General features: G+C 64.2%; 12 protein-coding genes. 6 read left to right on the top strand and 6 right to left on the bottom strand.

The features are described 5' to 3' along the window. Positions 1 to 264: 264 nt before the first annotated feature. The gene (locus LB529_RS06660) at positions 265 to 672 is read right to left on the bottom strand and encodes a DUF2000 family protein (RefSeq protein WP_224710600.1); all 408 of its coding nucleotides are present in this window, start codon (positions 670 to 672) and stop codon (positions 265 to 267) included. A 44-nt stretch (positions 673 to 716) separates the two neighbouring features. Between LB529_RS06660 and LB529_RS06665 the strand changes: the two genes are divergently transcribed. Then, positions 717 to 1,577 (top strand): AraC family transcriptional regulator, encoded by an 861-nt coding sequence (locus LB529_RS06665; RefSeq protein WP_224710601.1) that lies wholly within the window; start codon positions 717 to 719, stop codon positions 1,575 to 1,577. A gap of 176 nt (positions 1,578 to 1,753) precedes the next feature. On the opposite strand, the gene LB529_RS06670 is transcribed toward LB529_RS06665, so the two are convergent. Next, complete coding sequence (locus LB529_RS06670; RefSeq protein WP_027169177.1) at positions 1,754 to 2,227, bottom strand: MarR family winged helix-turn-helix transcriptional regulator; 474 nt, start codon at positions 2,225 to 2,227, stop codon at positions 1,754 to 1,756. Positions 2,228 to 2,599: 372 nt separating this feature from the next. Between LB529_RS06670 and LB529_RS06675 the strand changes: the two genes are divergently transcribed. From LB529_RS06675 to LB529_RS06695, 5 genes are all read left to right on the top strand, one after another. Continuing rightward, positions 2,600 to 3,637: a CobW family GTP-binding protein gene (locus LB529_RS06675; protein ID WP_224629032.1), complete on the top strand. Its 1,038-nt coding sequence runs from the start codon at positions 2,600 to 2,602 to the stop codon at positions 3,635 to 3,637. 228 nt (positions 3,638 to 3,865) lie between these two features. Beyond that, on the top strand, positions 3,866 to 4,840 hold the full coding sequence (locus tag LB529_RS06680) for a WD40 repeat domain-containing protein (protein ID WP_224710602.1): 975 nt from the start codon (positions 3,866 to 3,868) through the stop codon (positions 4,838 to 4,840). Between the two features lie 139 nt (positions 4,841 to 4,979). Continuing rightward, the gene (locus LB529_RS06685; RefSeq protein WP_224710603.1) at positions 4,980 to 6,356 is read left to right on the top strand and encodes an aspartate aminotransferase family protein; all 1,377 of its coding nucleotides are present in this window, start codon (positions 4,980 to 4,982) and stop codon (positions 6,354 to 6,356) included. An 11-nt stretch (positions 6,357 to 6,367) separates the two neighbouring features. Beyond that, complete coding sequence (locus tag LB529_RS06690; RefSeq protein WP_224532614.1) at positions 6,368 to 7,774, top strand: glutamine synthetase family protein; 1,407 nt, start codon at positions 6,368 to 6,370, stop codon at positions 7,772 to 7,774. Then, positions 7,764 to 8,597 carry a UdgX family uracil-DNA binding protein gene (locus LB529_RS06695; RefSeq protein ID WP_224710604.1) on the top strand — a complete coding sequence of 278 codons (834 nt, stop codon included), beginning with the start codon at positions 7,764 to 7,766 and terminating at the stop codon, positions 8,595 to 8,597. The genes LB529_RS06690 and LB529_RS06695 overlap by 11 nt, the downstream gene beginning before the upstream one ends. A 284-nt stretch (positions 8,598 to 8,881) precedes the next feature. On the opposite strand, the gene LB529_RS06700 is transcribed toward LB529_RS06695, so the two are convergent. From LB529_RS06700 to LB529_RS06715, 4 genes are all read right to left on the bottom strand, one after another. Continuing rightward, a complete protein-coding gene (locus LB529_RS06700; protein WP_224710605.1) occupies positions 8,882 to 10,141 on the bottom strand; it encodes a glycerate kinase in 1,260 nt (419 codons plus the stop codon). Next, entirely contained in the window at positions 10,138 to 10,641 is a 504-nt protein-coding gene (locus LB529_RS06705; protein ID WP_224710606.1) for a heme-degrading domain-containing protein, read from the bottom strand. Before LB529_RS06705 ends, LB529_RS06700 begins: the two co-directional genes overlap by 4 nt. A gap of 305 nt (positions 10,642 to 10,946) precedes the next feature. Further along, positions 10,947 to 12,263 (bottom strand): guanine deaminase, encoded by a 1,317-nt coding sequence (gene guaD, locus LB529_RS06710; protein ID WP_224710607.1) that lies wholly within the window; start codon positions 12,261 to 12,263, stop codon positions 10,947 to 10,949. Positions 12,264 to 12,265: 2 nt separating this feature from the next. Beyond that, positions 12,266 to 13,492: a urate hydroxylase PuuD gene (locus LB529_RS06715; protein WP_224710608.1), complete on the bottom strand. Its 1,227-nt coding sequence runs from the start codon at positions 13,490 to 13,492 to the stop codon at positions 12,266 to 12,268. Positions 13,493 to 13,587: the final 95 nt, after the last annotated feature.

A 13,587-nucleotide genomic window follows, 5' to 3' on the forward strand; every position in this document is an offset into this window, starting at 1 on the left:
AAGCTCGCTATCATCGCCGTCGCAAGGAAGCTCCTGGTCGTCCTCAACGCTATCATTCGCGACAAAACCGCATTCGCATGAACACAGTTGCCATTCCGTGACTGCGACGCGTTGCGACGGTGCAGAATTCTGCTCCGCAGCACCCTACGATCAAAATCACGGAATGGATCCTCGGGTCTCCGCGTCCGCTTCGCTCCCGCTCCGCCCGTGGATGACGAAGTTGGTGAGTTCGCTGCCAATCTCGACGGTTCAAGATGGCATAATTCATCCATGCATGCGCGCGCCCTTAGTGATCTTGTCGACGAGCTTTTTCTCGCCGCGCATGGCGATGCCGACGACCTTGGCGTCGTTCGGGGCGAATTCGGCGAAGACGGCGCGGTTGGCGACGTCGTGCCCGGTCGAAAACATCTCCTCGACATAGGCGGATGTCGTCACGCCGCGTTCCAATGCCCGGCGGTGAATCGTACCCAGCGTCGCCGCATCGGCCGACAAGACAATGACCGGCTGGATCGACATCGGGTTGTAGAGGTTGCCGGCACGATCACGGTAAGCCTCGCCGATGATTTCGGGGAACTGCGCAACGATGCCGCTGGTCAGGAACGCGGTGACGTTGAGCTTCTGCCACACCGGCAGGTCCTCTCTCAGAACAATTGCAATTTTTGTATCGAACACCAAGATTGAGACTCCGAGACGGCCCGTGACGGGCGGGACAGGCGATGGCGCAGGCTCTAAGCGAAGAAGCGAAGGAAGGTCTTGAACGTTCGTGCGCGGATGCGGCCAACGGCGATCGCATCGTTTCGGCTCCGGGCGGCTCGGGTCTCGAACGCATCGAGGCGCGCTTCCATGGCAACGCCTTCGAGCTGCACCGGCACGACACCTATGCCATCGGCGTGACGCTGAACGGGGTGCAGCGCTTCCATTATCGCGGCGCGCTGCAACACAGCCTGCCCGGCCAGGCGATCGTGCTGCATCCAGACGAATTGCACGATGGCGGCGCCGGCACGGAAGACGGCCTGCGCTACAGGATCCTGTATCTGGAGCCGTCCCTGCTGCTCGACTGCCTCGATGGCGAGCCGCTGCCTTTCGTTCGCGACGCCGTGGTCGACGATCCTCGCTTGCGCGACACGTTGTTGTCGGCGCTGGCACCGCTGGACGAGGCACTCGGCGACCTGTTCGTGGCAGATTTCGTTGCGCAGCTGGCGCAACACCTCAAACGCCATGCCGGGCAGCCGGCAAAGTCAACGGGCAAGACCGCATGGCGCGCCGCCGCGCTTGCCCGCGACTATCTGGAGGAGAATGCCGAGCGACCGGTGCGCTCCGATGAGCTGGAGGCCGTCACCGGCCTCGATCGCTACGCGTTGTCGCGCCATTTTCGCGCCACCTATTCGACCAGCCCGCACCGCTTCCTGTTGATGCGCCGGCTGCAAAAGGCGCGGCGCATGATCGTCGAGGGCGAGTCGCTGGCGGAGATCGCCGCCGGCGCCGGCTTCAGCGACCAGAGCCATTTCAACCGGCATTTCAAGAAGGCATTCGGCATGACGCCGGGTCGCTGGGCAGCGCTGGTGCGCGACGCGTAAGCGCGACGCGCAGCATCGTCGCTCAGGCGCGATGCGCAGCATCGTCGCCTTTCCGCTAAGCCGTTGCTTAGATGGCGTGTGGAGCGACGATGCTACGCATCGCGCTTAGCTCGAGACGACGCTTTGCGTCGCTCGTTAATGGGAACGTCTCGCGGTTGAGCGATGACGCTCACGCGTCACGCTTCATCCAACTCCGCGTCATCGTCGATCAGCACCAGATCTTCGTTCGATAGATTCGCCTCGATGCGGGCGAGCAGCTTGAACAGCGCCTTCTGGTCCTTCTTGTCGAGGCCTCTCAGCGCCTGTTTCTCGGTCTTCTTGACCGACTTCTCGATGGCGCGGATGGTTTCACGGCCGGACTCGGTGAGGAAGATATGGGCCTGGCGGGCATCGGCGTTGGAGGCGCGCTTTTCCAGAAAGCCCTGCGCCTGCAGCCGGTTGATGGTCTTGGTGATGGTCGGCGGGCGCACGCCGAGCCGGCCGGCGAGGTTGCCGGGGGTCTGGCCGTCCTCGCGGTCGAGCGCCAGCATGATCTGGTCCTGGCCGGCATAAAAGCCGTGCGCCAGAAGCCGCGCGGCGAGCGCTGTACGCGCCAGCCTTGCCGCCGAATGCAGCCGGCTCATTGTCGCTGTCTTGTCCGCCTTGGCCATGGTCGTTCCCTCTTCGGCCGAACCGGCGCGGACAAGCATAGAGGCTGTCCGACGGCTGGCAAATGACGATTTAAAGAGTCCGGCTTGCGGAACGCTTTGCCGGCAAGCATTGCGGTGCCCGCGCAGGTGATGCCAGATGTTTATTTCAGTTAGATGACAAACGACTTTTGCACCGGCGAGATTCACAGCGGACGCTGATGAAGGCGCTTTGGGCGCCCGAGCGGCTCCTGCGTCTGGCCTGCCTCGGCCGCCGCCGATCCGTGCGTGGCGCCGCTCCGCTTGGAGGGTCGGCCTGGCCCATCGGTTTGGCGCGTGCAAAAGCTCGACACCCATCCTATATCAGGCCGACAATCCAGGATTTTCGAGGCAACCATGAGCGACGCACAGACGCAAATCCCCGTAACCGTTCTCACCGGCTATCTCGGCGCGGGCAAGACGACGCTGCTCAACCGCATCCTGTCGGAGAGCCACGGCAAGCGTTACGCCGTCATCGTCAACGAGTTCGGCGAGATCGGCATCGACAACGACCTGATCGTCGAGTCCGACGAGGAAATCTACGAGATGAACAATGGCTGTGTCTGCTGCACGGTGCGCGGCGACCTGATCCGCGTGGTCGAAGGCCTGATGAAACGCCCGGGCCGCTTCGACGCCATCGTCGTCGAGACCACGGGTCTTGCCGACCCGGTGCCGGTGGCGCAGACCTTCTTCATGGACGACGACGTGCGCACCAAGACCAAGCTCGACGCGGTGGTGGCGCTGGTCGACGCCAAGCACCTGCCGCTGCGCCTGAAGGATTCCAAGGAAGCCGAGGACCAGATCGCGTTCGCCGACGTGGTGGTGCTGAACAAGACCGACCTCGTCACGCCGGACGAGCTCGAAAAGGTCGAGGCGACGATCCGCGCCATCAACCCGGCGGCAAAAATCCATCGCACGCAGCGTTCCGGCGTGGCGCTTGACGAAGTGCTCGACCGCGGCGCCTTCGACCTGTCGCGGGCGTTGGAGAACGATCCGCATTTCCTCGACGCGCACGACCATGACCATGACCATGACCATCATCATGATCATGACGGTCACGATCATCACCATCACGACCATGCTTCCGACATCCATGACGTGACGGTGAAGTCGGTGTCGCTGCGCGGCGGCGAGATGGACCCCAAGAAATTCTTTCCCTGGATCGAGAAGGTGACCCAGATGGAAGGACCGAACATCCTACGGCTGAAGGGCATCATCGCGCTGAAGGGCGACGAGGACCGCTATGTGCTGCAGGGCGTGCACATGATCCTCGAAGGCGACCACCAGCGCGCCTGGAAGGATGGCGAAAAACACGAAAGCCGGCTGGTCTTCATCGGCCGCGATCTCGACGCCGATCGGCTCAGGAAGAGTTTTGAGGCCTGCCAGGCGGCTTGATTTCCTGACTTTCAGGCGCTAGCGCTGCCCCTTCGTCCTTCTCCCCTTGTGGGAGAAGGTGGCCTCGCGAAGCGAGGTCGGATGAGGGGTGCTCCAGCTTGGCAAGGACGGCAATCCGTCCAACACCCCTCATCCGTCTTGGCGCTGCGCGCCAATCCACCTTCTCCCACAAGGGGAGAAGGAGGAGCCACATCTAGCCGCGCCGGCTATCTCGAACGGATCGTTTGCATGCCCACAGTCGCCCCGCTTGATCTCGAAGGCCATTGCGTTGCCGCCGTCTTCTTGAACGACGTGCCGCATTTCGCGCTCGCCGACGGTTCAATCCACCGGTTGGATAACGGGCACAAGACGGTGCGGGCCAATGACGGCCTGCTCGCCGCCTTCCATGACGCGGCCAATGACCGGCTGATCACCGGCGGCGAGGATGGCAAGGTGTTTGCCGTGAAGGCCGGCGGCGAGGTGAGCGAGCTGGCCAGCGCCGGCAAAAAGTGGATCACCAGCGTCAGCGCCGGGCCGCAGGGCGCGATCGCCTATGCCTCGGGCAAGACCGCCTTCGTGCGTTTCGCCGACGGCAAGATCAAAGAATTTGCCCATCCGCGTTCGGTGGAGGGATTGGCCTTCTCGCCCAAGGGCATGCGTTTCGGCGTCGCCCGCTACAATGGCGCGACGCTGCATTTCCCGGCGGCCGAGGGCAAGCCGGTGGAGCTCGAATGGGCAGGCGCCCATACCGGCATCACCTTTTCACCGGACGGCGCCTTCCTCGTCACCACCATGCAGGAGAACGCGCTGCATGGCTGGAAGCTTGCCGACGGCAAACACATGCGCATGTCGGGCTATCCGGGCAAGGTGAAGAGCCTTTCCTGGAGCGTGAAGGGCAAATGGCTGGCGAGCTCCGGCGCGCCGGCAGCGATCGTGTGGCCGTTCGCCAGCAAAGACGGACCGATGGGCAAGGCGCCGCTGGAGCTCGGCACGCGCGGCAATACCATGGTGACCTGTGTTGCCTGCCATCCCAGCCAAGATGTCACGGCCATCGGCTATGAGGACGGCATGGTGATTGCGGCGCGCTTCGCCGACGCCAAGGAAGTGCTGCTGCGCCGCCCCGGCACGGGCGCCATCACGTCGATGATGTGGGACAAGGAAGAACGCCGCATCGTCTTCGGAAGCGCCGCCGGCGACTGCGGCGTGATCGATATCACGGCTTAAGGGGAGTAAGGCAGTAGGGCAGTAAGGGAGTAGGGGAATAGCGCTTGAAAGCCACCCTACTGCCCTACTGCCCTACTGCCCTACTGCCCTACTGCCCTACTGCCCTACTGCCCTACTGCCTACTGCCTGAGGGGGCTTCATGCATTCAATCGACCGGACTTCCATGGGCGGCATCGACGTCGCCCGCATCGCCGAATTGCGCGAGACGGAGGCGGCCGCGTTCCGCAAGGCGCGGCCGAAATCCGAGGCGAAGCTCGGCAACGGCATTGCCGGTTTCCTCGGCGGGGTGCCGATGCACTGGATAAGCGACTGGCCGACGCCGTTCCCGATCCTGGTCGACGGCGCCAAGGGCGCTACCATCACCGACATTGACGGCAATAGGCTCGACGATTTCTGCCTTGGCGACACCGGCTCGATGCTCGGCCATTCGCCGCCGGCGGTCGCCCGCGCGATCCGCCGGCAGGCCGCTCGGGGTCTGACTTATATGCTGCCAAGCGAGGATGCGCTGGCGATCGGCCCACTGCTTCAGCAGCGCTTCGGCCTGCCCTACTGGCAGATCGCCACCACCGCCACCGACGCCAACCGCTTTGCGCTGCGCGTCGCCCGCGCGGTGACCGGGCGCGAGAAGATCCTGGTCTTCAACGGCTGCTATCATGGCTCGGTCGACGAGACGATGGTGCGGCTGATCGACGGCAAACCGGTCAACCGGCCTGGGTTGGCCGGCGAATTCCGCGACCTGACGCGAGCGACCAAGATCGTCGAGTTCAACGACATTGCCGCGCTCGAGGCAGCGCTTGCGGCCCGCGACGTCGCCTGCGTCATCACTGAGCCGGTGCTGACCAATTCCTGCATGGTGCTGCCGGAACCCGGTTTCCACGACGCGCTGCGGCGCCTGACCCGCGCGGCCGGCACGCTGCTGCTGATCGACGAGACGCACACCATTTCGACGGGGCCGGGCGGTTATACGCGCAAGCACGGGCTGGAGCCGGACCTGTTCGTGCTCGGCAAGCCGGTGGCCGGCGGCGTGCCGGCGAGCATCTGGGGCATGAGCGAGGAGGTCGCCACGCGCTATGGCGCCTACAACCAGACCAAGGAGCCTGGCTATTCCGGCATGGGCACCACGCTGTCGGCGAACCCGCTGCAATTCGCGGCGATGCGCGCCACGCTGGAAGAGGTGATGACGGAGGCAGCCTACGCCCATATGGACCGGCTGGCGCGCCGCCTCGATGCGGGGCTCTCCGCCGTCATTCAGCGAAACAAGCTGCCCTGGCATGTCGCGCGGGTCGGCGCCCGCGTCGAGTTCATCTGCGCGCCCGGACCGCTTGGGAACGGTGGCGAGGCGGAACAAGCGCATGCGCCGGAGCTCGAAGCCGCCATCCATGTCGCGCTGGTCAATCGCGGCGTGCTGATCGCGCCGTTCCACAACATGATGCTGATCTCACCGGCAACGACTTCGGCGCAAGTGAGCCGACTGATCGCCGCCTTCGCCGCGGTTGCGGGCAAGCTTGCGGCGTGAGAAAAGCGGCGATGGACAATCTGAACGCCGCTACCACCTCTCCTTCCGGCTCGACTCCCGCCGAGGCGAAGGCGTTTCTCGACGCGCATCCCGAGATCGAGGCGTTCGACATCGTGCTCACCGACGCCAACGGCATCGGCCGCGGCAAGATCGTGCGCCGGCACGAGCTGATGGGCATTTTCGAGAACGGCCGGCATCTGCCGATCTCGATCCTCGGCCTCGACATCACCGGCGAGGATGTGCACGAAACCGGACTGGTGTGGGACACCGGCGACGGCGATCTCAGGGCATGGCCGATCCCCGGCACGCTGGTTCCGCTCTTCGGCACCAACCCGCCGCGCGGCCAGGTGCTGATGTCGATGCACCACCTCGACGGCCAGCCGATGACCTCCGACCCGCGGCTGGTGCTGGCAAGGCAGGTGGAATTGCTGGCGGCACGCGGCCTGCATCCGGCCGGCGCCTTCGAGCTTGAGTTTTTCCTGCTGTCCAATGAGCGCGACGCGGATGGCAAGGTTCAGCCTGCCCGCGCGGTGCTCGACGGCCGCCGCTCGGCCAAGACCGAGGTCTATTCGGTCGACCATCTGCATGGCATGGAGCCGCTGTTTTCCGACATCTACGCCGCCGCGAGGGCGCAAGGCATTCCAGCCGAGACGGTGATCTCCGAATACGCGCCCGGCCAGTACGAACTGACGCTCAACTACCGCAAGGACGTGATGCGGGCGGCCGACGATCTCGTCATGCTGAAGCGGCTGGTACGGGCGCAGGCGCGGCGGCACGGCGTGACCGCCTGCTTCATGGCCAAGCCCATCGAGGCCTATGCCGGATCGGGCATGCATTTCCATGTCTCGCTGCAGGACGATGGCGGCCGCAACGTCTTCACCGAGGCAGCCGGCGAGAAGTGGTCGCTAAGCCTGCTCAACGCGCTTGGCGGCCTCATCCACACCATGGCGGAATCCATGCTGGTGTTTGCGCCGCACGCCAATTCATGGCGCCGCTTCGTCTCGCAATCCTATGCCCCCGTGGCGCCCAGTTGGGGCGTCAACAACCGCTCGGTGGCGCTGCGCGTGCCGGCGGGCGACGCCAGGAACCGCCGCATCGAGCACCGGCCGTCGGGCGTAGACGCGAATCCGTACCTTGTCGCCGCAACGGTGCTGGCCGGCATCGTCAAGGGCCTGGACGAGGGTCTGGACCCTGGCCTCGAGACGACCGGGAACGGCTATGAACAGGCAACGGAGAAATCGAGCATGCCCGCCGACTGGCGCGCCGCAATCGAAGCGGCCAGAGGCTCCGATTTCCTGAAGTCGGCGCTCGGCCCCGACCTGCACCGAACCTTCGTGGCGATCAAGCAGGCGGAATATCTGCGCGTGGCACGCACCGTCAGCGAGCTGGACTATCATCTCTACCTGCATGAGGTTTGAGCACAGGGCCCGACAGGCGCGGCGATCACGTTTTGCCAACGGCAGGAGATGCCGAAGAAAATATTGGCGGAACCTTCCCGCGGCCTCGCTCATTCCAGATTTGACAGCAGGAGCAGACAGAGCCGCGTCAGAGATGATCGACCGGATGCCAACCACCCCAGTACCGCGCCATGCCAAGGTGAAGGCCAAGCATTGGCCGACGCCCGAGCCGGCCGATGTGGTGGCGCCTGAAGCCGAAGATATTCCGGAGTTGCGCGAAGAGGCGAAAGGCTGCCGCCGCTGCCCGCTTTGGCATGACGCAACGCAGACCGTGTTCGGCGAAGGACCGGAGAGCGCGGACGTGGTCTTCGTCGGCGAACAGCCAGGCGATCAGGAGGATCTGGCCGGCAAACCATTTGTCGGCCCGGCCGGTAGAATATTCGACAGCATCCTGGACGACGCCGAAATCGATCGCCGCAAGGTCTATGTGACCAATGCGGTCAAACACTTCAAATTCGAGCCGCGCGGCAAGCGGCGCATCCATTCCAAGCCCAATGCCGGAGAAATCCAGGCCTGCCGCTGGTGGCTGGACAAGGAGCTCGACCTCGTCAAGCCGAACCTCGTGGTGGCGCTCGGCGCGACGGCGGCGCAGTCGCTGCTCGGCAAGGCCGTGCCGATCACCAAGATGCGCGGCGATGTGATCGAGCGCGAGGATGGCTTGCGCGTGTTTGTGACCATCCACCCCTCCTTCATCCTGCGCATCCGCGATCATGAGGACAAGGAGGCGGAGAGGGACCGGTTTTTGCAGGATATGCGGAAGGTGAAAGGGCTGATGGCTGCTTGATCGTTCTACGCACCCGAGGGACCGGTGGGCGTGCGCTTTTGAACGGCTCTGCGGCGTTGGAGATTAGCCGAAGCGCCTATCGCTTCGTCATCCACGGGCGGAGCAAGGAGCGAAGCGACGCGCGCAGACCCGAGGATCCATTCCGCGACTTCGATGCGCCGCAACGGTTCAGAATTCTGCTCCGCTACATTCCTTGCCCGACGTCACGGAATGGATTGCAGGGTCTTCGCGACGGAGCTTCGCTCCTGCTTCGCCCTGGAATGACGACGTCAGCGCTTATCGCGCTACCTCACCAGAATCGCCCTCAGATCATTCACATTCGTGCCGGTCGGCCCCGGGACGAACAAATCTCCGACCGCATTGAAGGCCGTCCAGGCATTGTTGCCGGCGAGCATCGCCTTGGCGTCGACGCCTGCCGCGCGCATGCGCGCCACGGTCGAGCCGTTGGCGAAGGCGCCGGCATTGTTCTCCGAGCCGTCGATGCCGTCGGTGTCGGCGGCCAAGGCATCGATGCCGTTCACGCCGTCGATGCCGATGGCGAAAGCGAGCAGGAATTCCGAATTGCGGCCGCCCTTGCCTTTTGCCCGCAACGTCACGGTCGTTTCGCCGCCCGAGAGGATAAGCACTGGCTTCTTGAAGGGACGATTGCGCGTCGCCACCTCGCGCGCGATCGCGGCGTGCACGCCGCCGACCTCACGCGCTTCGCCCTCGATCGCGTCCGACAGGATGACGGCCTGAATGCCTTGCCGCTCAGCCTCGGCGGCGGCGGCTTCCAGAGAGACGCCGGCCGAGGCGGTCAGGTGCACCTCGTTGCCAGCAAAGCGCGGATCGTCTGGACTCGGCGCGTCGGCTGCCGGCGACTGGATATGCGCCATGACCGAGGCCGGCAGCTTTATGCCATAGGCCGCGATCGAGGCCAGCGCATCCGCGCGGCTGCCGGTGTCGGGAACGGTCGGTCCCGATGCGACCAGTGCCGGATTGTCGCCCGGGATATCGGAGACGACCAGCGACACCATCCTCGCAGGATGGGCAGCGGCGGCCAGGCGCCCGCCCTTGATGGTCGAGACATGCTTGCGGATGGTGTTCATCGCCGCGATCGGCGCGCCGGAGGCAAGCAGCGCTTCATTGACGGCGATCTCATCGGCAAGCGTCAGCCCGGGAGCCGGCGACGGCAGCAAGGCCGAACCGCCGCCGGAAATCAGCGCCACCACAAGATCGTCAGCGGTCAGACCCCGCACCTTCTCCAGCAAGCGGCGCGACGCCTCGAGGCCAGCGGCATCCGGCACCGGGTGCGCCGCCTCGATGATCTCGATGCGCTCGCATCTGGCGCCATAGCCGTAGCGGGTGACGACTAGGCCATCGATGGGACCATCCCAGACCTTCTCGAAGGCCGCCGCCATTTGCGCCGAGCCTTTTCCCGCGCCAATGACGACGGTGCGACCCTTCGGCTTCGCCGGCAAATGATTGCGGATCGTCTTTTCCGGGTCGGCGGCGGCGACGGCGGCGTCGAAGATCGAGGTGAGGAAGCTTTTCGGGTCGGTCATTTTTGTTCCGGCGGCAGCGCGAGCCCGCTCGCATCGATGCCAAGATGCGCGCAAAGCGCGTCGACTACGACGCCATGATCCTCGCGCTCGGGCAGGCCCGAGACGGCGATGACGCCGATGACGCCGGCGCCCTTCACCGTGACCGGAAAGCCGCCGCCGGCGAGCACATAATCGGCAATGTCGAGCGCTTCGCCGACCTTGAACGTGCGGTCCGGGCGCTGCTGCTCAAGCACCAGGCGATAGGTGCTTCTGAGATAGCGCCTTACGACATTGATCTTGCGCCGCGCCCAATCGGGATTTGACGCGTTGGAACCCGGCATGGCCGCATAGAAGAGCGGCCGGTCGAAAGTCCTGATGTCGACGATGATCGGAAGATCTTCCTTCAGCGCCCGGTCCCTGATGTCAGAACCGATCTTGAAGGCGACAGCCTCATCGAAGGCCGGAAAGACCAGCGTGGCTTCCTGTTTCTTGATCAGAGCGATGTCGTCGGCGATGGCCATGTCTCTTTCTCCGAAATCCCACCGTCGTTTGTACGACAAGCTCTGTCTGGTCAAGCATTCGTCGCAGACGCGCCAGGGTCGACCCCCACTCCGTCGAGCTTCGCTCGACACCTCTCCCCCGATCGACGGGGGAGAGGAAAGGCGCGAAGCGATTCAAGCTGGCGCCTTTCCAGTTGGCCCCTTTCCTCTCCCTCCGGAGGGGGGAGAGGTGGCGCCGCGAAGCGGCGACGGAGTGGGGGAACCACTTGGCAACCAGGCGCAGTCATCATCTTGCCCTACTCGAAGATCTACCCCATTGTCGGGACTTATCCCGCCACAATCGCGCTCTTCGCCGGCCGGCCTGCCACATAGACCTCGCGCACGGCACGATCGTCGCCCAGCGTCTGCAGCAGGAAGAGCTCTTCCGCCAGCGTCTCCACAGTCTCCATCCTGAGCCGCATGCCCGGCGTCGCGTGGGCGTCGAGCACTACGATGTCGGCATCGGTGCCTTCTTCCAGCGTGCCGACCTTGTCGGCCACGGACAGCGCCTCTGCATTGCCGCGCGTCAGCTGCCAGAAGGACTGGAAGGGGTTCAGCTTCTCGCCGTTCAGCGCGATCACCTTGTAGCCTTCATCCATGGTGCGCAGCATCGAATAGTTGGTGCCGCCGCCGACATCGGTGGCTGCGGCTATCCTGAGCGGCTTCTCGCGCCGGCGGTAACGCTGGTAGTCGAACAGGCCGGAGCCGAGGAAGAGATTGGATGTCGGGCAGAACACCGCGACCGAACCCGACCGTGACAGCGCGTCCGCCTCGCGCTCCGACAGGTGGATGCAGTGGCCGAACAGGCTCTTCTTGCCGAGCAAGCCGTAATGCTCATAAACGTCGGTGTAGTCGCGCGACCAGGGATAGAGCTCCTGGGTGAAGGCGATCTCGGCGTGGTTTTCCGACAGATGCGTCTGCATGTGGAGATCGGGATGCTCACGGCAGAGCACGCCGGCCATCTCCATCTGCTCGGGCGTAGAGGTGATGGCGAAGCGTGGCGTGATGGCATAGAGCTGGCGGCCCTTGCCGTGCCATTCGGCGATCAGCGCCTTCGTATCGTCATAGCCGGTCTGCGGCGTGTCGAGCACGCCGTCGGGCGCATTGCGGTCCATCATCACCTTGCCGGCAATGTTGAGCATATTTCGCTCATGCGACTCGGCGAAGAAAGCCTCTGCCGAAGACTTGTGCACCGAACAATAGGCGACGACGGTCGTCGTGCCCTGGCGCAGCATCTCGTCGAGGAAGACCCTGGCGATGCGGCGCCCGTGTTGGGCGTTCTGGAATTTCGACTCTTCCGGAAAGGTGTATTTGTTCAGCCAGTCGAGCAGCTCGGCGCCATAGGAGGCGATGATCTGCATCTGCGGCACATGGACATGCGCGTCGAGGAAGCCCGGCAGGATGAGATGCGGACGATGGTCGATCGTCTCGACACCGGCAGCCGCCTTCTTCAAGACCTCCGCATAGGAGCCGGCGGCGACGATCCTGCCGTTCTCGATCAGCAGACCGCCATCCTCCTCATAGCGCCAGGCGGAATGGTCGTCGATCGCTTCGGGCCAGTGCAGGAAGGAGAGCGTGCGGCCGCGCAGAATTTTCGCTGTCATGCTTACTTTCCGGCGCCTTCGAACCAGGCGACCAGAAGGGCCCGTTCCTGGTCGGTTATCTGGGTGACGTTGGCGGGCGGCATGGCATGCGCCCGGCCGGCCTGAATGTAGATCTCGCGCGCATGCTCGGCGATGCGCTCATCAGTGTCGAGCAGCACGCCCTTCGGCGCATGGTAGATGCCTTCATAGACCGGCTCCTCCGTATGGCACATCGAGCAGCGGCCAAGCACGGTGTCGCGCACGGCCGGGAAATGCGCCGAGGCGATGTAGGCCTGCGCTGCAGCGGATGCGGCGGAGATCTTGGGCTCGCCGGTCAGCACCTTCGGCACGGTCGACAGCCAGATGATGATCATGAACAGCACGGCGGCGCCCAGCCAGGTCCAGGTCGGGTTGCCCTTCCTTGCATGCACGGTGTTGAAATAGTGCCGGATCAAAACGCCGATGATGAAGACCAGCGAAGCGATGACCCAGTTGAACTCAGTGCCGAAGGCCAGCGGGTAGTGGTTCGACAGCATCAGGAACAGGACCGGCAAGGTCAGGTAGTTGTTGTGCAGCGAACGCTGCTTGGCGATCTTGCCGTATTTCGGGTCCGGCTTGCGGCCGGCGATCAGGTCGGCGACGACGATCTTCTGGTTGGGGATGATGACCATGAAGACATTGGCCGACATGATGGTGGCGGTGATGGCGCCAAGATGCAGGAAGGCGGCGCGGCCGGTGAAAAGATGCGTCAGCCCCCAGGCGATGAACACCAGCACGCAATAGAGCACCAGCATCAGCCCGGCGTCGCTTTTGCCGAGCGGCGAGCGGCAGAGCAGGTCGTAGACGATCCAGCCGACGCCGATGGTGGCCAGCGACAAGAGGATGCCGGCCGGCACCGAGATGTTGAGCACGTTGGGATCGATCAGGAAGAGATCGGCCCCGGCGTAATAGACCACGCAGAGCATGGCGAAGCCCGACAGCCAGGTGGCGTAGGATTCCCATTTGAACCAGGTGAGGTGCTCCGGCATCTCGGCCGGCGCCACCAGATATTTCTGGATGTGGTAGAAGCCGCCGCCATGCACCTGCCACTCCTCGCCGAAGGCGCCGGCGGGCAGGCCGGGCCGCTGGCGCAGGCCGAGGTCGAGCGCGACGAAATAGAAGGATGAGCCGATCCAGGCGATGCCGGTGATGACATGCAGCCAGCGGACCGCGAAGCTCAGCCAGTCCCAGAAAATCGCGAAATCCATCATTGCACTCGTCCCTGCCGATGAGAGCGACTTTACGGTCTGGCGCGCAAACGAAAAGAGGCGAGGTGCGCGATGACTTTCAAAAAAAAATGGAAAAT

It is taken from the genome of Mesorhizobium sp. CA5 (assembly GCF_020165105.1).
GTDB lineage: Bacteria > Pseudomonadota > Alphaproteobacteria > Rhizobiales > Rhizobiaceae > Mesorhizobium.